This window comes from Klebsiella sp. KPN54798, assembly GCF_021184225.1.
Classification (GTDB): domain Bacteria; phylum Pseudomonadota; class Gammaproteobacteria; order Enterobacterales; family Enterobacteriaceae; genus Klebsiella; species Klebsiella pneumoniae.
Map to the genome: position 1 here is coordinate 771,504 of NZ_CP089234.1, position 20,768 is coordinate 792,271.

Annotated in this window: 19 protein-coding genes and 1 other RNA gene; 13 read left to right on the top strand and 7 right to left on the bottom strand. The window is 59.1% G+C overall.

What is annotated here, in order from left to right:
* Nucleotides 1-96: 96 nt before the first annotated feature.
* The 3 genes from LPQ25_RS03830 (at nucleotide 97) to LPQ25_RS03840 (ending at nucleotide 2,598) form a co-directional block, all read left to right on the top strand.
* Nucleotides 97-954 (top strand): small-conductance mechanosensitive channel MscS, encoded by an 858-nt coding sequence (locus LPQ25_RS03830; RefSeq protein ID WP_002916504.1) that lies wholly within the window; start codon nucleotides 97-99, stop codon nucleotides 952-954.
* A gap of 151 nt (nucleotides 955-1,105) precedes the next feature.
* Entirely contained in the window at nucleotides 1,106-1,741 is a 636-nt protein-coding gene (gene argO, locus LPQ25_RS03835) for an arginine exporter ArgO (RefSeq protein ID WP_014906941.1), read from the top strand.
* Nucleotides 1,742-1,830: 89 nt separating this feature from the next.
* Nucleotides 1,831-2,598 (top strand): oxidative stress defense protein, encoded by a 768-nt coding sequence (locus tag LPQ25_RS03840; RefSeq protein WP_002916499.1) that lies wholly within the window; start codon nucleotides 1,831-1,833, stop codon nucleotides 2,596-2,598.
* 53 nt (nucleotides 2,599-2,651) lie between these two features.
* Here LPQ25_RS03840 and argP read toward each other — a convergent pair whose 3' ends face one another.
* Nucleotides 2,652-3,545, bottom strand: a complete 894-nt coding sequence (argP, locus tag LPQ25_RS03845) for a DNA-binding transcriptional regulator ArgP (protein ID WP_002916497.1) — start codon at nucleotides 3,543-3,545, stop codon at nucleotides 2,652-2,654.
* A 167-nt stretch (nucleotides 3,546-3,712) separates the two neighbouring features.
* On the opposite strand from argP, the gene rpiA reads away from it, so the two are divergent.
* On the top strand, nucleotides 3,713-4,372 hold the full coding sequence (gene rpiA / locus LPQ25_RS03850; RefSeq protein ID WP_002916495.1) for a ribose-5-phosphate isomerase RpiA: 660 nt from the start codon (nucleotides 3,713-3,715) through the stop codon (nucleotides 4,370-4,372).
* Between the two features lie 269 nt (nucleotides 4,373-4,641).
* Nucleotides 4,642-5,874: a phosphoglycerate dehydrogenase gene (gene serA, locus LPQ25_RS03855; RefSeq protein ID WP_002916493.1), complete on the top strand. Its 1,233-nt coding sequence runs from the start codon at nucleotides 4,642-4,644 to the stop codon at nucleotides 5,872-5,874.
* Nucleotides 5,875-5,957: 83 nt separating this feature from the next.
* Here serA and LPQ25_RS03860 read toward each other — a convergent pair whose 3' ends face one another.
* The 3 genes from LPQ25_RS03860 to zapA all read right to left on the bottom strand — a co-directional run bounded on the left by LPQ25_RS03860 (nucleotide 5,958) and on the right by zapA (nucleotide 7,207).
* A complete protein-coding gene (locus LPQ25_RS03860; RefSeq protein WP_014906942.1) occupies nucleotides 5,958-6,554 on the bottom strand; it encodes a 5-formyltetrahydrofolate cyclo-ligase in 597 nt (198 codons plus the stop codon).
* A gap of 98 nt (nucleotides 6,555-6,652) precedes the next feature.
* Nucleotides 6,653-6,836, bottom strand: a non-coding RNA gene (gene ssrS, locus LPQ25_RS03865) — 6S RNA.
* A gap of 41 nt (nucleotides 6,837-6,877) precedes the next feature.
* A complete protein-coding gene (gene zapA / locus LPQ25_RS03870; RefSeq protein WP_002916488.1) occupies nucleotides 6,878-7,207 on the bottom strand; it encodes a cell division protein ZapA in 330 nt (109 codons plus the stop codon).
* Between the two features lie 166 nt (nucleotides 7,208-7,373).
* Here zapA and LPQ25_RS03875 point away from each other — a divergent pair, with 166 nt between their 5' ends.
* The 8 genes from LPQ25_RS03875 (at nucleotide 7,374) to LPQ25_RS03910 (ending at nucleotide 17,497) form a co-directional block, all read left to right on the top strand.
* Nucleotides 7,374-7,952 (top strand): YecA/YgfB family protein, encoded by a 579-nt coding sequence (locus LPQ25_RS03875; RefSeq protein ID WP_002916486.1) that lies wholly within the window; start codon nucleotides 7,374-7,376, stop codon nucleotides 7,950-7,952.
* Nucleotides 7,953-7,975: 23 nt separating this feature from the next.
* The gene (gene pepP, locus LPQ25_RS03880; protein ID WP_002916483.1) at nucleotides 7,976-9,292 is read left to right on the top strand and encodes a Xaa-Pro aminopeptidase; all 1,317 of its coding nucleotides are present in this window, start codon (nucleotides 7,976-7,978) and stop codon (nucleotides 9,290-9,292) included.
* On the top strand, nucleotides 9,289-10,467 hold the full coding sequence (gene ubiH, locus LPQ25_RS03885) for a 2-octaprenyl-6-methoxyphenyl hydroxylase (RefSeq protein ID WP_014906943.1): 1,179 nt from the start codon (nucleotides 9,289-9,291) through the stop codon (nucleotides 10,465-10,467). The genes pepP and ubiH overlap by 4 nt, the downstream gene beginning before the upstream one ends.
* Before the next feature lie 10 nt (nucleotides 10,468-10,477).
* Nucleotides 10,478-11,680: an FAD-dependent 2-octaprenylphenol hydroxylase gene (gene ubiI, locus LPQ25_RS03890; RefSeq protein ID WP_014906944.1), complete on the top strand. Its 1,203-nt coding sequence runs from the start codon at nucleotides 10,478-10,480 to the stop codon at nucleotides 11,678-11,680.
* Between the two features lie 422 nt (nucleotides 11,681-12,102).
* The gene (gcvT, locus tag LPQ25_RS03895) at nucleotides 12,103-13,197 is read left to right on the top strand and encodes a glycine cleavage system aminomethyltransferase GcvT (RefSeq protein ID WP_002916480.1); all 1,095 of its coding nucleotides are present in this window, start codon (nucleotides 12,103-12,105) and stop codon (nucleotides 13,195-13,197) included.
* 24 nt (nucleotides 13,198-13,221) lie between these two features.
* Nucleotides 13,222-13,611, top strand: a complete 390-nt coding sequence (gcvH, locus tag LPQ25_RS03900; protein ID WP_002916479.1) for a glycine cleavage system protein GcvH — start codon at nucleotides 13,222-13,224, stop codon at nucleotides 13,609-13,611.
* A 206-nt stretch (nucleotides 13,612-13,817) separates the two neighbouring features.
* Nucleotides 13,818-16,691: an aminomethyl-transferring glycine dehydrogenase gene (gene gcvP / locus LPQ25_RS03905; protein ID WP_014906945.1), complete on the top strand. Its 2,874-nt coding sequence runs from the start codon at nucleotides 13,818-13,820 to the stop codon at nucleotides 16,689-16,691.
* Between the two features lie 62 nt (nucleotides 16,692-16,753).
* Nucleotides 16,754-17,497 (top strand): SDR family oxidoreductase, encoded by a 744-nt coding sequence (locus LPQ25_RS03910; protein ID WP_004174442.1) that lies wholly within the window; start codon nucleotides 16,754-16,756, stop codon nucleotides 17,495-17,497.
* Between the two features lie 120 nt (nucleotides 17,498-17,617).
* Here the strand turns inward: LPQ25_RS03910 and LPQ25_RS03915 are convergent, their stop codons facing one another.
* The 3 genes from LPQ25_RS03915 to LPQ25_RS03925 are packed head-to-tail and all read right to left on the bottom strand — an operon-like array spanning nucleotide 17,618 to nucleotide 20,733.
* A complete protein-coding gene (locus LPQ25_RS03915; RefSeq protein WP_014906948.1) occupies nucleotides 17,618-18,121 on the bottom strand; it encodes a protein disulfide oxidoreductase in 504 nt (167 codons plus the stop codon).
* On the bottom strand, nucleotides 18,111-18,722 hold the full coding sequence (locus LPQ25_RS03920; RefSeq protein WP_014906949.1) for a DsbA family protein: 612 nt from the start codon (nucleotides 18,720-18,722) through the stop codon (nucleotides 18,111-18,113). The genes LPQ25_RS03915 and LPQ25_RS03920 overlap by 11 nt, the downstream gene beginning before the upstream one ends.
* Before the next feature lies 1 nt (nucleotide 18,723).
* Nucleotides 18,724-20,733 carry a protein-disulfide reductase DsbD family protein gene (locus LPQ25_RS03925; RefSeq protein WP_014906950.1) on the bottom strand — a complete coding sequence of 670 codons (2,010 nt, stop codon included), beginning with the start codon at nucleotides 20,731-20,733 and terminating at the stop codon, nucleotides 18,724-18,726.
* Nucleotides 20,734-20,768: the final 35 nt, after the last annotated feature.

Consider the following 20,768-nt stretch of genomic DNA (forward strand, 5'->3'; position numbering starts at 1 on the left):
GGCAAAACGTGCACTTATTGTTTACCCTATAACCTGACTGCCCTGTCGCAGGCTGAGTTATTTACTTCCCCCCAGGGGATTCATAAGGAATGTTAAATGGAAGATTTGAACGTTGTCGATAGCATCAACCACGCCGGGACGTGGCTGGCACGCAACCAGGAGCTGCTGCTGAGCTATGCCGTCAACATCGTCGCGGCTATCGCTATCCTGATCGTCGGGATGATCGTGGCGCGCGTCGTCTCTAATACCGTCAACCGCCTGATGCTGGCGCGTAAAATTGACGCTACCGTGGCCGATTTTCTCTCTGCGCTGGTGCGCTATGCGGTTATCGCTTTTACGCTGATTGCCGCCCTGGGGCGGGTAGGCGTGCAGACCGCCTCGGTGATTGCGGTGCTGGGTGCTGCCGGTTTGGCGGTGGGTTTAGCGCTACAGGGATCGCTGTCGAACCTTGCCGCAGGCGTACTGCTGGTGATGTTCCGCCCGTTCCGCGCTGGCGAGTATGTCGACCTTGGCGGCGTGGCAGGTACGGTGTTGAACGTGCAGATTTTCTCCACCACCCTGCGTACCGCGGACGGTAAGGTAGTGGTGGTCCCGAACGGGAAAATCATCGCCGGCAATATCATTAACTTCTCCCGGGAACCGGCGCGTCGCAATGAGTTTATTATCGGCGTCGCTTACGATGCTGATATCGACAAGGTAAAGCAGCTGCTGACCTCGATTATCGAATCTGACGATCGAATTCTGCGCGATCGGGAAATGACCGTTCGTCTGAACGAACTCGGCGCCTCGTCGGTGAACTTCGTGGTGCGCGTGTGGAGCAAAAGCAGCGATCTGCAAAACGTCTACTGGGATATCCTCGAGCGTATCAAGCGTGAATTTGACGCCAACGGCATCAGCTTCCCTTACCCGCAGATGGATGTTCATGTGGTGCGCCTGCCGGAAAAAGCAGAGTAAAGCGCCTCTCAATAACTCAGGCCGGCCATGCCGGCCTTTTTCAATAGCTCATCATTAGTTGTTCTAATTAATGATTAATTATTTCAATTTCCGCTAATAATTCATTCGCGCTATAGTCAGCGCCACTCTCGAACTCAGCGGATAAATCCTTATGTATACTTATTACTTTCAGGGGCTTGCCCTGGGAGCGGCTATGATATTGCCGCTTGGCCCACAAAATGCCTTTGTGATGAATCAGGGGATCCGTCGTCAGTATCATCTGATGATTGCCCTGCTATGCGCGGTCAGCGACTTGCTGTTAATCTGCGCTGGCATTTTCGGCGGTAGCGCACTGCTGATGCAATCCCCGTGGCTGCTGGCGCTAGTGACCTGGGGCGGCGTGGCCTTTTTGCTGTGGTATGGCTTCGGCGCATTGAAAACGGCGTTCAGTCAGAGTCTTGAACTCGCCAATGCAGAGGTAATGCAGCAGGGGCGCTGGAAAATCATTATCACCATGCTGGCGGTGACCTGGCTTAACCCGCACGTTTATCTGGACACCTTTGTGGTGTTAGGCAGCCTGGGAGGTCAGCTGGCGGTGGAGCCGAAGCGCTGGTTTGCGCTAGGGACCATTAGCGCCTCTTTCCTGTGGTTCTTTGGCCTGGCGCTGTTAGCCGCCTGGCTGGCGCCGCGACTGCGTACCGCCAGAGCCCAGCGGATCATCAATATTGTGGTCGGCGCCGTCATGTGGTTTATTGCGTTTCAGCTGGCAAGAGAAGGCGTCAGCCATATCCAGGCGTTGCTTAACTAAGCGTTGTCCGATGGACTTTCCTGCTGTACGCGCTAAGCTTGCTGGCATGCGTCCCGTAAGGGCGATTTAAGTAACATGGAGAAACGACAGTGAAGTTAAAAGTCTTAGCCCTGGCGGCAACACTCGGATTGACCACGATGGCGGCACAGGCCAGCGAATTGCCGGATGGCCCGCACATTGTGACTTCAGGCACAGCAAGCGTTGCCGCGGTTCCGGACATCGCCACCCTGGCGATCGAAGTGAACGTGTCGGCAAAAGACGCCGCGTCGGCAAAAAAACAGGCTGACGATCGCGTTGCGCAATATCTCTCTTTCCTCGAAAAGAGCGGTATTGCTAAAAAGGACATCAACTCGGCGAATCTGCGTACCCAGCCTGATTACGACTATCAGAACGGGAAAAGCATTCTGAAAGGCTATCGCGCGGTGCGCACAGTGGAAGTGACCTTGCGCCAGCTGGATAAACTCAACGGTCTGCTGGATGGCGCCCTGAAAGCGGGTCTCAACGAGATTCGCTCCGTCTCGCTGGGCGTTGCGCAACCGGACGCCTACAAAGATAAAGCGCGTAAAGCGGCGATCGACGACGCCGTGCATCAGGCGCAGGAGCTGGCCGCAGGCTTCCACAGCAAGCTGGGTCCGGTGTACAGCGTGCGCTACCATGTCTCCAACTATCAGCCGAGCCCGATGGTTCGCATGATGAAGGCCGCTGACGCTGCGCCGGTTTCTGCCCAGGAAACCTACGAGCAGGCGACTATCCAGTTTGACGACCAGGTCGATGTAGTCTTTGAGCTGCAGCCGGCGCAAGCCGCTGCTCCAGCCACCCCGGCGAAACCGGCGGAAACGCCGAAACCGGCCCAGTAAGCGATAGAAACAAAAAAGCCACTTCAGCGAAGTGGCTTTTTTATGCCCGCGGTTTAATCCTGACGCAGCACCTTGTGTCCGTAGTCAATGAGCGCATCGGTCACCCGGCGCATCATGCGGCTTTCCGGGGCGAAGCGGTGCCAGTAGAGCATGCGGCGCTGGAACAGGCCCGGGGTGAGATCGATAAGTTCGCCGCTGTTGAGCTCTTTTTCGATCTGCAGATGCGGGATCATACAGCAGGTGGTGCCCTGGCGCGCCAGCTGCACGAAAGCTTCCGACGAGTTGACGATGTGGCAGGGGACGCTGCCCGGCGGCAGGTCGAAGTTTTGCTGCAGGAACGCCTGATGCATATCGTCCAGATGGTCGAAGGCGACGACCGGCGCCTTAAGCAGCGCCGAACGCGTCACGCCATTCGGGAAATAGCGTTGCGCAAACTCTTTTGATGCGACAAACAGGTAATCGAGCGCCCCCAGCTGATCCACCAGGCAGCTTGGCAGCGCCTGCGGCTGGATACTCACTGCGCCCACTACTTCGCCACGGCGCAGGCGCTCCTGGGTGCGGGTTTCATCTTCCACCTGCAGGTTGAGACGAATAGGGGAGTCTGACAGAACGTTGGCCAGCGCCGGCAGCAGCCAGGTCGCCAGACTGTCGGCGTTCACCGCCAGCGACAGCAGCAGCGGCGTCGAGCCGGTTTGTTCATCGCCCAGCCACTCTTCCTCCAGCAGTTCAACCTGGCGCAACAGAGCCAGCAGTTTCTGTCCTTGCTCGGTGGGGCGCGGCGGCACGGTACGCACCAGCAGCGGCTGGCCGAACATATTTTCCAGCTGCTTAATACGCTGTGAGACGGCGGACTGGGTAATACATAGCTTCTGCGCGGCGCGCTCAAATCCTCGTTCCCTAATCACCGCATCCAGCGCTTGTAGTGTCCTGTAGTCCGGTCGTTTCATTATTCTGGCGTGCCCCCATAACTAATCGTTATCTCGCACTATGACATAAATTTTTATTTGATACAGACGAAATTGGTCTGTTCAGTTGTGTGATCTGCATCGCAGGGACATTTCCACTATCGATGTTCTATAATGCGCCACAGGCATTCACATCTCGGACCAGAATTATGACGCAGGATGAACTGAAAAAAGCGGTAGGTTGGGCAGCACTGCAATATGTACAGCCAGGGACTATTGTCGGCGTAGGCACCGGCTCGACGGCGGCCCATTTTATTGACGCGCTGGGCACCATGAAGGGGCAGATCGAAGGGGCGGTTTCCAGCTCCGACGCCTCCACCGAGAAGCTGAAAAGCCTCGGGATCACCGTCTTCGATCTTAACAGCGTCGATCGCCTGGGGATCTATGTTGACGGCGCGGATGAGATCAACGGCCATATGCAGATGATCAAAGGCGGCGGCGCGGCGCTGACCCGTGAAAAGATCATCGCCTCGGTCGCGGATAAATTTATCTGCATCGCCGACGCCTCCAAGCAGGTCGATATTCTGGGCAAGTTCCCGCTGCCGGTGGAAGTCATTCCGATGGCGCGCAGCGCCGTGGCGCGTCAGCTGGTCAAGCTGGGCGGCCGTCCAGAGTACCGTCAGGGCGTGGTGACCGATAACGGCAACGTGATCCTTGACGTGCACGGCCTGGAAATTCTCGATGCGATCGCGCTGGAAAACGCGATCAACGGTATTCCTGGCGTCGTCACCGTGGGGCTGTTCGCCAACCGTGGCGCCGACGTGGCGCTGATTGGCACTGCCGACGGCGTGAAGACCATCGTAAAATAGTCTGTCCGCAGGGAGCCGACCGGCTCCCTCGCAAATATTTTTTCATCAGGTGCAATTTGGTGACTTCTGTCACATTTATGCAACCATTCTGATTTACACGCTACCATTTCTTCTCTTTCTGGTGTTTTGTCCTGCGATTTCCCTCTGGATGACATTTCTTCAGGACGGCGACGCAAACGTTCATATTGCCGCGATAGTTTTTTTTGATATGTTGCTGAGACGAACTTTCGTTCAGCACGACATCAGTTAAGACAAAACAGGACGGGGAAATGGCTAAGGTATCACTGGAAAAAGACAAGATTAAATTTCTGCTGGTTGAAGGTGTGCATCAAAAGGCAATCGATAGCCTTCGCGCAGCGGGTTACACCAACATTGAATTTCATAAAGGCGCGCTGGATTCAGAACAGCTGAAAGCGTCGATCCGTGATGCCCATTTCATCGGCCTGCGTTCCCGTACCCATCTGACTGAAGAGATTTTCGCCGCAGCGGAAAAACTGGTTGCCGTCGGTTGCTTCTGCATCGGGACCAACCAAGTCGATCTGAACGCCGCTGCGAAGCGCGGTATTCCGGTGTTTAACGCGCCGTTCTCTAACACCCGCTCGGTGGCCGAGTTGGTGATCGGCGAACTGCTGCTGATGCTGCGCGGCGTGCCGGAAGCCAACGCCAAAGCGCACCGCGGGGTGTGGAACAAGCAGGCGGTCGGCAGCTTCGAAGCGCGTGGTAAAAAGCTGGGCATCATCGGTTACGGCCACATCGGTACCCAGCTTGGCATTCTGGCGGAATCGCTGGGAATGCACGTCTTCTTCTATGATATTGAAAACAAACTGCCGCTCGGCAACGCCACTCAGGTACAGCATCTCTCCGACCTGCTGAACATGAGCGATGTGGTCAGCCTGCACGTGCCGGAAAACGCCTCTACCAAAAATATGATGGGCGCGGAAGAACTGGCGCTGATGAAGCCGGGCGCGCTGCTGATCAACGCCTCCCGCGGTACCGTGGTGGACATTCCGGCGCTATGCGATGCGCTGGCCAGTAAGCATCTGGCCGGGGCGGCTATCGACGTCTTCCCGACTGAACCTGCGACCAACAGCGACCCCTTTACTTCGCCGCTGTGCGAGTTTGATAACGTGATCCTCACACCGCATATCGGTGGCTCCACTCAGGAAGCGCAGGAGAACATCGGTCTGGAAGTGGCTGGCAAGCTGGCGAAATACTCTGACAACGGGTCAACCCTGTCGGCAGTTAACTTCCCGGAAGTTTCTCTACCGCTGCACGGCGGCCGCCGTCTGCTGCATATCCATGAGAACCGGCCGGGCGTCCTGACCGCAATCAACCAAATCTTCGCCGCGCAGAGCATCAACATTGCCGCCCAGTATCTGCAAACGTCGCCGCAGATGGGCTACGTGGTGATTGATATTGAAGCGGAAGAAGATGTTGCCCAGCAGGCGCTGCAGGCAATGAAAGCGATCCCGGGGACTATCCGCGCCCGTCTGTTGTTCTAATCATTTTTGCCTCTCGGGCAGGTCGCGTACCTGCCCGTTTTTTTGTTAATACTTTCCAGGCTGAATTTCTCGTCCCCGCGTACCTACCAACACCAGGTTTTTCCCGGGGTGATGACCGCCGGCAGCGGGATATCCCACTCTTCGCTCGGCAGGCTATCCACCTGCTGGCAGTCGTGCGCGTAGCCCACCGGCTGCAGGCGATACTGCTGCCAGTTTTGCAGCGTCCGGTCGTAAAAACCGCCGCCCATTCCCAGCCGTTGGCCACTGACATCGAAGGCCACCAGCGGGGTCACCAGCACATCGAGTTCAGCCAGCGGCAGCACATCCCGCACATCGAGCTTCGGTTCGCGGATCTTCAGGCGATTCACGATCAGTTGGCTCTGCGGATGGTAGTGTAAAAACAGCAGATTGCCGGGGCTAAAGGGATGCAGCACCGGGAGATATACCCGCTTGCCGGCGCGCCAGAGCTGGTCGATCAGCGGCTGAGTGTCCAGCTCGCCGTCAAAGGAGAGAAACAGCGCCACGTTGTGGGCGAGAACTACCGGCGGCCAGGCCATCATCCGCTCGGCGGCCTGTTGGGCAAACAGGCGCTGTTGCTCCGGGCTGAGTGCGCGTCGACGATCGCGGATCTGCTGGCGAATATGCTGACGGGAGAGCAGGGTATCGGTCTGTATAGTCATGCAGGTCTCGTTACGAGCTGGCGAAACAATAGGAGCAAGTGTAATACAGGGCGGCTTCAGCCGAAAACACGTATGGGGGATGATGCGAAGTAAAGAAGGGAATCTCCGAGATGCCGCCGCAGGCTGTAACCCTTGAACCCTTGGTTCAAGGTGAATGTGTCGTCACGGTTTTAAGGCTTCTCGGACGAACCGAGCATGCTCACCAACCGTGGAGCGCCACATTCTTGTGGTATGAAATATCGGCTCAGGGGACTGGCCCGCTTGCAAACATCTCAGAGAAATTTTGTTCTTGCGATTACTCTAACACAGTTAACTGCAAAGTGTTATTCAAACTTCGACCCTGGCTTTTCGCTTATGCGACCTTGCTCAAGCAATGCTTGTTCGATGGTCTGCTGAAGCATGCGAATGCGCTGCTCCATGCTGGAAGCGTAGTCGCGGGTCTTCGCTTTTTCCTGAGTCAACTCATAGCTGATGTTCAACGCCGCGATGAAGACCAGCTGCTCAGTATTTGTGACTCTAGTGCGTTCTTTTAAATCTTGCAACCGCTGATTAAGGTCTTCAGCTGCCTGATTCAGGGCATCCCTTTGTTCAGGCGGGCAATTCACTCGCAGTGAACGGCCGAAAATTTGGAGATCTACGGGTTGTGCAGACATGCCACCTTCCTGCTGATTGACTGCGCTGCCTTCACACCCTGGCCCGGGTCTGCGAAGGGGCGACACTATAGCTACCCTGGTGCGAAGATACAAGCCCTATTCTGGTTCACCAGGGTCCAAAGTGGTAGCATACCATGAATATTCCTCCCAACGATGACGAATGCGCATGTCTATACAGAACGAAATGCCTGGTTACAACGATGTAGACCAGTTACTGAACCAACAAGGGGTAGGTCTCACCCCGGCCGAAATGCACGGTTTGATCAGCGGATTGCTGTGCGGCGGCAACACGGACAGCAGCTGGCAGCCGCTGGTGCACGACCTGACCAACGAAGGTCTCGCCTTTGGCCATGAACTGGCTCAGGCGCTGCGTAACATGCATTCCGCCATCAGCGATTCACTGGATGACGACGGTTTCCTCTTTCAACTGTATCTGCCGGAAGGCGATGCGGTGAGCGTCTTTGACCGTGCCGACGCCCTCGCCGGTTGGGTCAACCACTTCCTGCTTGGTCTTGGCGTTAGCCAGCCGAAGCTGGATAAAGTGAAGGATGAAACCGGGGAAGCGATTGACGATCTGCGTAATATTGCCCAGCTGGGCTACGATGAAGACGAAGATCAGGAAGAGCTGGAGATGTCTCTGGAGGAGATTATCGAGTATGTCCGCGTTGCCGCACTGCTGTGCCACGACACCTTTGCCCGTCAGCAGCCAACCGCACCGGAAGTCCGCAAACCGACATTACACTAACTAAAATTCGTTCAGGGGGCGTCATGACTCAGCAGGAATTTCTATCGCGTCGCCAGACGCTGTTGGCGCAGATGCAGCCAGGCAGCGCGGCGCTGATTTTCGCCGCACCGGAAGCGGTGCGCAGTGCAGATTCGGAATATCCCTACCGGCAGAACAGCGATTTCTGGTACTTCACCGGCTTTAACGAACCGGAAGCGCTGCTGGTGTTGATTAAAAGCGATGAAACCCACAACCATAGCGTGCTGTTCAACCGGGTTCGCGATCTGACCGCTGAGATCTGGTTTGGACGCCGTCTGGGCCAGGAGGCCGCGCCGGCGAAGCTTGGCGTCGACCGGGCGCTGGCGTTCAGCGAAATCAACCAGCAGCTGTATCAGCTGCTCAACGGTCTGGACGCGATCTACTTCGCCCAGGGTGAATATGCCTATGCCGATGAGATTGTGTTCAACGCCCTCGAAAAACTGCGCAAAGGCTCGCGCCAGAATCTGCAGGCGCCGAACTCGGTTATCGACTGGCGGCCCATTGTGCATGAGATGCGCCTGTTTAAATCTGCGGAAGAGCTTGCCGTGATGCGCCGCGCCGGGGAGATCACCGCGCTGGCCCATACCCGGGCGATGGAAAAATGCCGCCCTGGCATGTTCGAATATCAGCTGGAAGGTGAAATTCTCCATGAATTCAACCGCCACGGGGCACGTTTCCCCTCCTATAACACCATCGTTGGCGGCGGCGAAAACGGCTGTATTCTGCACTACACCGAAAACGAATCTGAACTGCGCGACGGCGATTTAGTCCTGATTGACGCCGGCTGCGAGTATCGCGGCTATGCCGGGGACATTACCCGCACCTTCCCGGTAAACGGTAAATTTACCCAGCCGCAGCGCGAGATCTACGACATTGTGCTCGAATCGCTGGAGACCGCGCTGAAACTCTATCGGCCGGGCACCTCGATCTGTCAGGTCAACCAGGAAGTGGTGCGCATTATGATTACCGGCCTGGTGCGGCTGGGGATCCTGAAAGGCGAGATTGACGAGCTTATCGCCAACAACGCCCACCGCCCGTACTTTATGCATGGCCTGAGCCACTGGCTGGGTCTGGATGTGCACGATGTCGGTAATTACGACACCGACCGTTCGCGCGTCCTGGAGCCGGGAATGGTGCTGACCGTCGAGCCGGGACTGTATATCGCCACCGATGCCGACGTGCCGGCGCAGTATCGCGGCATCGGCATCCGTATTGAAGATGACATCGTGATTACCGAAGACGGTAACGAAAATCTCACTGCCGGCGTGGTGAAGAAGGCGGATGAGATCGAGGCGCTGATGGCGGCGGCGCGCCAGTCATGAGCGTGCTGATCGTCGGCGGCGGGATGACCGGGGCGACGCTCGCGCTGGCCATCTCCCGTTTTACCGGCGGCGCGCTGCCGGTCCACCTCATTGAAGCGCAGGATCCGCATTCGTCACGCCACCCTGGCTTTGACGACCGGGCGATCGCCCTGGCTGCGGGCACCTGCCAGCAGCTGGCGCGTATCGGTATCTGGCAACGCCTCGCCGAACGCGCGACGCCCATCCAGCGAGTACACGTCAGCGACCGCGGTCATGCCGGGTTTGTGAATCTGGCGGCCGCGGATTATGGCCTGTCGGCGCTGGGCCAGGTGGTTGAACTCCACGATGTCGGCCAGCGGCTGTTTGGTCTGCTGCGCGAGGCGCCGGGCGTCACGCTGCACTGTCCGGCGAAAGTGGAAGCGGTCAGTCGCAGCCAGGAGAGCGTCAGCCTTACGCTTGAGGGCGGCGAAATCATTAACGGTAAGCTGCTGGTGGCGGCGGACGGTTCCCGTTCGGCACTGGGCGCCCGCTGCGGCATCAGCTGGCAGCAGCAGCCGTATGAGCAGATAGCGATCATTGCTAACGTCAGCACCGCGTTGCCCCACGAAGGTCGCGCCTTCGAGCGCTTTACCGAGCATGGCCCGCTGGCGATGCTGCCGATGTCGCAAGGGCGCTGCTCGCTGGTGTGGTGTCATCCGCAGTCGCGCCGCGATGAGGTGCAGAGCTGGTCTGACGAACGCTTTTGTCAGGAGCTGCAGCAGGCGTTCGGCTGGCGGCTGGGGCGTATTACCCACGCCGGGAAGCGCAGCGTCTATCCGCTGGCCCTCACCACCGCCAGCCGCGCGGTGTCGCACCGCCTGGCGCTGGTCGGCAATGCGGCGCAGACGCTGCACCCGATCGCCGGGCAGGGCTTTAATCTCGGCCTGCGCGATGTGATGAGCCTGGCGGAATTACTCGCTGACGCCCATCTCAGCGGCGAAGATGTCGGTCATTATCCGCTGCTGTGCCGCTATCAGGCGCGCAGGGCAGGGGATAAAGCCGCCACCATCGGCGTGACCGATGGGCTGGTGCATCTGTTTGCCAACCGTTGGGCGCCGCTGGTGGCGGGGCGCAACGTCGGTCTGATGGCGATGGAATTATTTACCCCGGCGCGCGATGCGCTGGCGCAGCGTACCCTCGGTTGGGTTCCCCGTTAAGGAGTAGAACGTGCAAAGTGTTGATGTTGCCATTGTTGGCGGTGGAATGGTGGGGCTGGCGGTAGCCTGCGGTCTACAGGGTAGCGGCCTGCGCGTCGCAGTGCTGGAGAAAGCAGAGCCGCGACCGCTGGCCGCCGATGCGCCGCCGGCGCTGCGCGTTTCGGCAATTAATGCCGCCAGCGAAAAGCTGCTGACAAAGCTGGACGTCTGGCGCGAGATCGTCGCCCTGCGGGCCAGCTGCTATCACGGTATGGAAGTGTGGGATAAAGACAGCTTTGGCCACATTAGCTTCGATGACCAGAGCATGGGCTTTAGCCACCTTGGCTATATTATCGAAAATGCCGTAGTGCATCATGCATTGTGGCAGAAGGCGCAGCGTTGCGCTGACGTTACCCTGCTGGCTCCGGCGGAACTTCAGCAGGTGGCGTGGGGCGAGAATGAAGCCTTTCTCAGCCTGCAGGACGGCAGCATGCTGACCGCGCGGCTGGTGATCGGCGCCGATGGTGCCAATTCATGGCTGCGCAATAAAGCCGATATTCCGCTGACCTTCTGGGATTACCATCATCATGCGCTGGTGGCGACCATCCGTACCGCTGAGCCGCATCAGGCGGTGGCCCGCCAGGCGTTCCATGGCGACGGGATCCTCGCCTTCCTGCCGCTCAGCGATCCGCACCTGTGCTCGATCGTCTGGTCGCTATCGCCGGGGGAAGCGCAGCGGATGCAGCAGGCTGATGAAACCACCTTCAACCAGGCGCTGAATATCGCGTTCGATAATCGCCTTGGCCTCTGCCAGCTGGCAAGTGAACGTGAAGTTTTCCCGCTGACCGGCCGCTATGCCCGTCAGTTTGCCGCCCACCGGCTGGCGCTGGTCGGCGATGCCGCGCATACCATCCATCCGCTGGCCGGGCAGGGGGTCAACCTCGGTTTTATGGATGCCGCCGAGCTTATTGACGAGCTGAAGCGCCTGCACGTCCAGGGCAAAGATATCGGCCAGCATCTTTATCTGCGCCGCTACGAGCGCAGCCGCAAGCACAGCGCGGCGCTGATGCTGGCGGGCATGCAGGGCTTCCGCGAAATGTTCTCCGGGAGCCATCCGGCGAAGAAACTTCTTCGCGATGTGGGACTCAAACTGGCCGATACGCTGCCGGGCGTGAAACCGCAGCTGATTCGCCAGGCGATGGGCCTCAACGATCTGCCTGCCTGGTTACGTTAACCGCGTCACACTTCTTTCACCCGGCCTGGGCGCCGGGTTTTCCCCCTCATTTGAAATATTCTAATTTCACCTCTTTTTTCGCATTAGATTTATTAATGCGTCCTTTTTTTTGTTAAAGAAATTAGAGCCGTAAAATCGCATAAAACACCATCATTACCTAATTGTCGCGCCGTTAATGTTAATTTTATGTGGCGTAAATCGCTTTTTTCCAGTCAATAACTCTGTAGGCTTTTCGGCGGATTTTAGCCATAAGCTAATGTGATGCCCTGAATGAGCTTATGGTTTAGCGCCGGGTTCGGTGGTAAGTTCAGGCCAAAGAGAACGTTTGCGTCGGCGTCCGTCAGCGATGCCGACGCCGAATTTCGTGGCGCAAAATCGCCGACAATTTCGTGGCTGGTTCCGTTTTATTCGATGAGGAAAAGATGGCTCAACAGACTCCGTTGTATGAACAACACACGCTGTGCGGCGCGCGCATGGTGGATTTCCATGGCTGGATGATGCCGCTGCATTACGGGTCCCAGATTGATGAGCACCATGCGGTGCGCGGCGATGCAGGGATGTTCGATGTGTCGCATATGACCATCGTCGATTTCCACGGCAGCCGGATCCGCGAGTTCTTGCGCTATTTGCTGGCCAACGATGTGGCGAAGCTCACCACCCCGGGCAAAGCGCTCTACACGGGAATGCTTACCGCCTCCGCCGGCGTCATCGATGACCTGATTGTCTATTTCCTTTCTGAAGATTATTTCCGCCTCGTTGTTAACTCCGCCACCCGCGAAAAAGACCTCGCCTGGATCTCCGAACAAGCTGAACCTTACGGCCTTGAAATTACCGTTCGCGACGATCTGTCGCTGATCGCGGTGCAGGGCCCCCAGGCGAAAGCGAAGGCGGCGACGCTGTTTACCGACGCTCAGCGTCAGGCCGTGGAAGGCATGAAGCCGTTCTTCGGCGTGCAGGCCGGCGACCTGTTTATCGCCACCACCGGCTATACCGGCGAAGCGGGTTATGAAATTGCGATGCCGAACGAGCAGGCGGCTGATTTCTGGCGCGGTCTGCTGGACGCTGGCGTTAAGCCGTGCGGTCTTGGCGCGCGCGACACCCTGCGCCTGGAGGCCGGGATGAACTTGTACGGCCAGGAGATGGACGAAGGCGTTTCCCCGCTGGCGGCGAACATGGGCTGGACTATCGCCTGGGAGCCCGCCGATCGTAACTTCATCGGCCGCGAAGCGCTGGAGATGCAGCGCGAAAAAGGCACCGAGCAGCTGGTTGGCCTGGTGATGACCGAGAAAGGCGTCCTGCGCGGTGGTCTGCCGGTCCGTTTTACCGATAGCGACGGTAATCAAAAAGAAGGCATTATCACCAGCGGCACCTTCTCGCCGACGCTGGGCTACAGCATCGCGCTGGCTCGCGTGCCGGCCGGGATTGGCGACACCGCGGTGGTGCAAATCCGTAACCGTGAAATGCCGGTAAAAGTGACTAAACCTGGTTTTGTACGCAATGGCAAAGCCATTGTGTGATTTCCCTTTTTTGGAGATGAATTGATGAGCAACGTACCAGCAGAACTGAAATACAGCAAAGAACACGAGTGGCTGCGTAAAGAAGCGGACGGTACCTATACCGTTGGGATCACCGAGCACGCGCAGGAGCTGCTTGGCGATATGGTTTTCGTTGACCTGCCGGAAGTGGGCGCCACCGTTGAAGCGGGCGCCGATTGCGCGGTTGCCGAATCCGTGAAGGCGGCCTCCGATATCTACGCGCCGATTAGCGGTGAAATCGTTGCCGTCAACGAAGAGCTGAACGACTCTCCGGAACTGGTCAACAGCGACCCGTATACCGACGGCTGGATCTTCAAGATCAAAGCCAGCGACGAAGCGCAGGTTGCCGCGCTGCTGGATGCCGCCGCGTATGAAGCTTTACTGGAAGACGAATAAATACGCTTCATCCTTCACGCTGCAGGGGCGTTGGCTTCCTGGCTCCCCCCGGTCACTTACTTTTGTAAGCTCCCGGGGAGTCGCTGTGTCGCCGCCTTCCTGCAACGCGAATGATTTTGCGTATTCTGGCCCGGTAAGCATCAGCGCTTGCCGGGCAAACCAGTCAGACAACCACGATTCACCGCACGTTTCAGGAACCATCGCTCATGACTCAGACTTTAAGTCAGCTTGAAAACCGCGACGCCTTTATTGAACGTCACATTGGCCCGGACGCTCAGCAGCAGCAAGAGATGCTGAAGACCGTCGGCGCGGATTCGCTTAACGCCCTGATCGGCCAGATTGTGCCGCAGGCTATCCAGCTGGCGACCCCACCGCAGGTGGGCGACGCGACTACCGAATTCGCCGCGCTGGCGGAGCTGAAGGCGATTGCCAGTCGCAACAAGCGCTTCAAGTCTTACATCGGCATGGGCTATACCGCCGTGCAGCTGCCGCCGGTCATTCAGCGCAACATGCTGGAAAACCCGGGCTGGTATACCGCCTATACCCCTTACCAGCCGGAAGTATCCCAGGGCCGTCTGGAGTCGCTGCTCAACTTCCAGCAGGTCACTCTGGATCTGACCGGGTTGGATATCGCTTCCGCTTCGCTGCTTGATGAAGCCACCGCCGCCGCCGAAGCGATGGCGATGGCCAAACGCGTCAGTAAACTGAAGAGCGCCAACCGCTTCTTCGTTGCCGCCGACGTCCATCCGCAAACCCTGGACGTGGTTCGCACCCGCGCGGAAACCTTCGGCTTCGACGTCATCGTCGATGACGCCGACAAAGTGCTCGATCACCAGGATGTCTTCGGCGTGCTGCTGCAGCAGGTGGGCACCACCGGCGAAATCCACGATTACAGCAAACTGATCGCCGAGCTGAAAGCGCGCAAAGTGATTGTCAGCGTCGCTGCCGACTTTATGGCGCTGGTGCTGCTGACGGCGCCGGGCAAGCAGGGCGCGGATATCGTTTTCGGTTCCGCCCAACGCTTCGGCGTGCCGATGGGCTACGGCGGCCCGCACGCGGCCTTCTTCGCGGCGAAAGATGAATTCAAACGCTCCATGCCGGGCCGGATTATCGGCGTATCGAAAGATGCGGCGGGGAATACCGCGCTGCGCATGGCGATGCAGACTCGCGAGCAGCACATCCGCCGTGAGAAAGCGAACTCCAACATTTGTACCTCGCAGGTGCTGCTGGCCAACATCGCCAGCCTGTACGCGGTATTCCACGGCCCGGCGGGTCTGAAACGTATCGCTGGTCGCATTCATCGTCTGACCGACATTCTGGCCGACGGCCTGCAGAAGAAAGGGCTGAAGCTGCGTCATGCCCACTACTTCGACACCCTGTGCGTCGAAGTGGCGGATAAAGCTGCGGTGCTGGCGCGTGCCGAAGACCTGCAGATTAACCTGCGCAGCGATATTCACGGCGCGGTGGGCATTACGCTCGATGAAGCGACCACCCGCGAAGATGTGCTGAACCTGTTCCGCGCCATCGTCGGCGACGATCACGGTCTGGATATCGATACCCTGGATAAAGACGTGGCGCTGGATAGCCGTTCGATCCCGGCGGCGATGCTGCGCGACGATGCGATCCTCACCCATCCGGTGTTTAACCGCTACCATAGCGAAACCGAGATGATGCGCTACATGCACGCCCTGGAGCGTAAAGATCTGGCGCTGAACCAGGCGATGATCCCGCTGGGCTCCTGCACCATGAAACTGAACGCCGCGGCGGAGATGATCCCGATCACCTGGCCGGAATTCGCCGAGCTGCACCCGTTCTGCCCGGTCGAGCAGGCGGAAGGGTATCAGCAGATGATCGCCCAGCTTTCCGACTGGCTGGTGAAACTGACCGGCTATGACGCCGTCTGCATGCAGCCGAACTCCGGCGCGCAGGGTGAATATGCTGGCCTGCTGGCGATTCGCCATTATCACGAGAGCCGCAACGAAGGCCATCGCGATATCTGCCTGATCCCTAGCTCCGCGCACGGCACCAACCCGGCTTCCGCGCAGATGGCGGGTATGCAGGTAGTGGTCGTTGCCTGTGATAAAAACGGCAACATCGATCTCGCCGATCTGCGTGAAAAAGCAGAGCAGGCGGGGGCCAATCTCTCCTGCATCATGGTCACCTATCCGTCGACCCATGGCGTGTATGAAGAGACCATTCGCGAAGTGTGCGAGATCGTGCACCAGTTTGGCGGCCAGGTTTATCTCGACGGCGCCAACATGAACGCCCAGGTCGGGATCACCTCTCCGGGCTTTATCGGCGCCGACGTTTCGCACCTCAACCTGCATAAAACGTTCTGCATTCCGCACGGCGGCGGCGGCCCGGGCATGGGCCCAATCGGCGTGAAAGCGCACCTGGCGCCGTTCGTGCCGGGCCACAGCGTGGTACAGATTGAAGGGATGCTGACCCGCCAGGGCGCGGTTTCCGCCGCGCCGTTCGGCAGCGCGTCCATTCTACCGATCAGCTGGATGTATATCCGTATGATGGGCGCGGAAGGGCTGAAGCAGGCGAGCCAGAACGCGATCCTTAACGCCAACTACATCGCTACCCGGCTGAAAGATGCCTACCCGGTGCTCTACACCGGTCGCGATGGTCGCGTAGCGCACGAATGCATTCTCGATATTCGTCCGCTGAAAGAAGAGACCGGCATTAGCGAGCTGGATATCGCCAAGCGCCTGATCGACTTTGGCTTCCATGCCCCGACCATGTCTTTCCCGGTAGCGGGGACGCTGATGGTTGAGCCGACGGAATCGGAAAGCAAGGTCGAGCTGGACCGCTTTATCGACGCGATGCTGGCGATCCGCGCGGAAATCGACCGCGTCAAAGCCGGCGAATGGCCGCTGGAGGATAACCCTTTGGTGAACGCGCCACACACCCAGGGCGAGTTGGTGGGCGAGTGGAACCATCCGTACAGCCGTGAGCTGGCGGTATTCCCGGCAGGGTTGCACAACAAGTACTGGCCGACGGTGAAACGTCTGGATGATGTCTACGGCGACCGCAACCTGTTCTGCTCCTGCGTGCCGATGAGCGAATACCAGTAAGTTTGCGTTTTAGCTAAACTTTTAAAGGCGCTGCGGCGCCTTTATTTTTTTGGAGGGAAGGTATGGGAATAGCTCTTATTAGCGGCGCGAGCCGCGGCATAGGCCGGGCGACGGCGCTGCTGTTGGCGCAGGAAGGATATACCGTGGCGGTCAATTACCATCACAACATTAACGCCGCCACCGAGGTGGTGAATACCATTGTGGCGTCTGGCGGCAAAGCCACGGCGCTGCGGGCGGACATCAGCGATGAAGCGCAGGTGATGGCGATGTTTGAGGCGATCGACCGCATGGGCGAGCCGCTGACGGCGCTGGTCAACAACGCCGGGATCCTGTTTACCCAGTGTACGGTGGAGAGCCTGAGCGCCGAGCGTATTAACCGCGTGCTGGCCACCAACGTCACCGGTTATTTCCTCTGCTGTCGTGAGGCGGTAAAACGGATGTCGCATCGGCATGGCGGCAAGGGTGGGGCGATAGTTAACGTGTCGTCGGCGGCCTCGCGCCTTGGCGCGCCGGGGGAGTACGTTGACTATGCCGCGTCGAAAGGGGCGGTAGATACCCTGACCACCGGGCTGGCGCTGGAGGTGGCGGCGCAAGGGATCCGGGTCAACGGAGTGCGTCCGGGGCTGATTTATACCGAGATGCACGCCTCCGGCGGTGAACCGGGACGCGTGGATCGAGTGAAAGGTTCGCTACCGATGCAGCGCGGCGGCCAGCCGGAAGAGGTCGCTCAGGCCATTGCCTGGCTGCTGAGCGACAAAGCGTCGTATGTGACGGGTAGCTTCCTTGAACTGGCGGGCGGGAAATAACCCGTAGATGTCTATTGCCCGGCGGCGCTGCGCTTGCCGGGCCTACGGGGTCAAAGCCGAATGGTAGGCCGGGTAAGGCGTAGCCGCCACCCGGCATAAAAACCGCTAAAGCCCGGCGGCCTACCAGGAGGCCAGCCACAGCCTCAGGCGCATTCCCCAACTGCTGGTCCAGCCGGTGGTGACCGACTTCACCTCGCCTTGAGAAATGACCACCAGCGTTGGCGTTACCTGGATATCCCACTGCCGCGCCAGCTGGCCGCTTGGATCATTCACCGTCGGCAGCGTCATTTTCTTCCTGGTCAGCCACTTCTCCAGCGCGGCGTTATCGCCGGAACGCAGGGCTATCGTCAGCACATTGCCGCTGTCCGCGGCAAGCGATGCCACCGACGGCGTGGTATAGCGACAAACTCCGCACCAGGTCGCCCAGACGTACAGCAGCAGCGGCTTTTGCTGGCTCATGGCGTTCAGATCCAGCGTCCTGCCGTCGAGTGTCTGCAGCGATGTGGCGCTGACGTTTTGCGGCAGCGCGGGCTGGCGAAAATAATCCACCGCCAGGCTCACCGCCGCGCCAATCAGCAGCCACACCGCCAGCTCGCGCAGCCAGCGCCTGATTTTACTGGCCACGGGCTTTCGCCAGCTGCTCTTTCACCAGCCCCTCCAGCTCATCAGCAGGGATCGCGCCGGCCACCATCTGATCGCCGATGATCGTTGCCGGGGTGCCCTGAATATTCAGCACCTGCGACAAAATCAGGTTCATCTTCAGCGAATCCATGGTCTTGTCATCGATATTTACGCTATCGGTAGCGGTTTTCTTCTGCGCGGCGGCGATACTGGCGTCATCGTGATAGCCTTTTTTCGCCATCAGCCGCTGATGCAGCGCCCAGAATTTATCGGGCTGCTGACGCCAGGTGGAGAGCGCGGCTTTAGCGGCATTCACCGAACTCTGCCCTTTAAACGGCAGCAGCTTAACGATGAGCTGGATGTCCGGGTTATCGTGGACGATTTTTTCCAGCAGCGGATCAAACTGTTTGCAGTAAGGACAGTTGTAATCGGTAAACGAGACGATTGTGAGTTTTGGCTCTTTCGCGCCGGTGCGCGGGCTATTCGGATCGTTAAACAGCAGCTGGGCTAACTGGTCATTACCGTTCGATTGTGGTTCTTCCGCCGGGGCGGCGAAGCTGAAGGCCGATACGCACAGCAGTAATAAGGCGGTGATAGCTCTCATGTTATTTTCCTTTAGCGGCGGACAGGGTGGCGAGAAGGTGTTCGCGGTCTAACAGCACAGGCAGAATCTGTCCCTGTGGCAATTCCGGTCCGTAAATCTGGTTAAACGGCACCGCGGCGCTGCCGCGTGCGGTTAAAAACTGGCTAATGTCAGCGGAGGGGCGGCTCCAGTCGCCGCGCAGGGCGACTACGTCTGGCGCTAACAGCGCCTGCTGGACGTCGTCGCGCAGCAGCACGTTGTATTTGTTGGCTTTACAGGTCACGCACCAGTCGGCGGTGACATCAATAAATACCCGCTTATGCTCCGCCAGGGCGCTGGCGATAGCCTGCTCGCTGAGCGGCTGCCAGTTAACCCGGTCCCGGCGCGGGCCCTGGCCGTCCTGTTGGGCGACAAAGGCGACGGCGCCCGCCACCACGATGGCCAAGGCGCCCGCGCGCAGCGCCGTCCGCCAGCGGTAGCGCCAGGCGGTGGCCACTAGCAGGGCGATGGCCAGAATCACCAGCAGGGTAAGCACCGGCGTACGGCCGATGTGGATCGTCAGCAGGCTGACCAGCCATAGCGCTGAACCAAGCATCATTAGCCCCAGCACCACCCGCAGATGATTCATCCAGCGGCCCGGGCGTGGCAGTCGTTGCGCCAGACCCGGCCAGGCAACGATCAGCAGCCACGGCAGGCTCATGCCGATCCCCATGGCGAAGAAAATGCCCCACAGCAGCGGCAGGGGCGCCACCAGCGCCACCGACACGGCGGTGCCGAGGAACGGCGCGGTGCAGGGCGTCGCCAGCAGGGTGGCGAAGGCGCCCTGCCAGAAATGGCCCATTAAGCCGTTGCCGCCGCGGGTGGCGAGGAAGGTGCTGGCGCTGGAGGAGAGGCGGATTTCGAACAGCCCCAATAAACTGGCGCTGAACAGCACCATCACCAGCGCCATCGCGCCGATAAACCACGGGTTCTGGAACTGGATGCCCCAGCCGAGCGCCTGATTCCCCAGGCGTAGCGCGGTCATCATCAGCGCCAGCGCCAGGAACGAGACGACGATCCCAAATACCGAGGCGAGGAACTGCCGCCGCACCGCGCCGCGTTCGCGACCTTCGGTTTGCACCAGCGAGCCGAGCTTCATCGCCAGCACCGGCAGCACGCAGGGCATGACGTTGAGAATAAGCCCGCCGACCAGCGCCATCAGCAGCACCCAGCCTAACGCCAGCCCCGGCGCGGCGCTGCCGGCGGCGACGGCGATTTGGCTTTCCTGCGCCTGGCCGCTATCCGCCAGCACCAGCGACAAGGTTTTACCGCGCAGATCCGGCGCCGCTTCGCCCCAGCTATCGGTGACCGGTATGGTGGCGGTCAGCGTATCGCCGCGGCTGGTAAAGCTCGGCTTACCGAAATCGACATCCTCCATGCTGTCGATAAACAGCGCTGGCTGCTGCCAGCCGGCATCGCGGCGGGCGGTCACCGTCAGTTTGCCGCTGATGTAGCTGGCGGTCAGCTGCGAAGTCAGGCCATCGCGCAGCGGCAGTGTGCCCATCGCGCGGGTAAAATCATAATTAAATCGCTCCCCCGCCGGAGTCGTCATATCCAGCGAAAAGGGATAGTCAGTGAGAATGCAGACATTGCTGCAGGTAGAGAGCGTCAGGACGCCGCTAAGCGTCGGCGGTATCTTCCCGCGCAGCGTCATCGGAAAGCTGACGTCGCCGTGATAGCCCTGAGTGGAAATGCCCGCGACGTCGAAGCGCTGCGGCGTCGGCCAGCGCCAGTTCACCTCCAGCGGCGTATGCCAGGCGATAGCCGGCGCGATGCCGCCTTCCCCTGGCGAACGCCAGTAGGTTTTCCAGCCCTTTTCCAGCGCTACGTCTAAAAGCAGGCGAGTGTCGCCATTGCTCTCGGTTTGCGCCCGCAGGCGGACGCTGGCGTGTTGATTGTCGGCGGCGCGCAGCCAGCCGCTATCGGCGGCCTGGCTGACGGGCAGCCATAGCCAAAGCAGGCAGACCAGTAGTCGCCTGAATACCATATACATAAGTTTGCTCCGTAAGTGATGAATTAACCTGAACT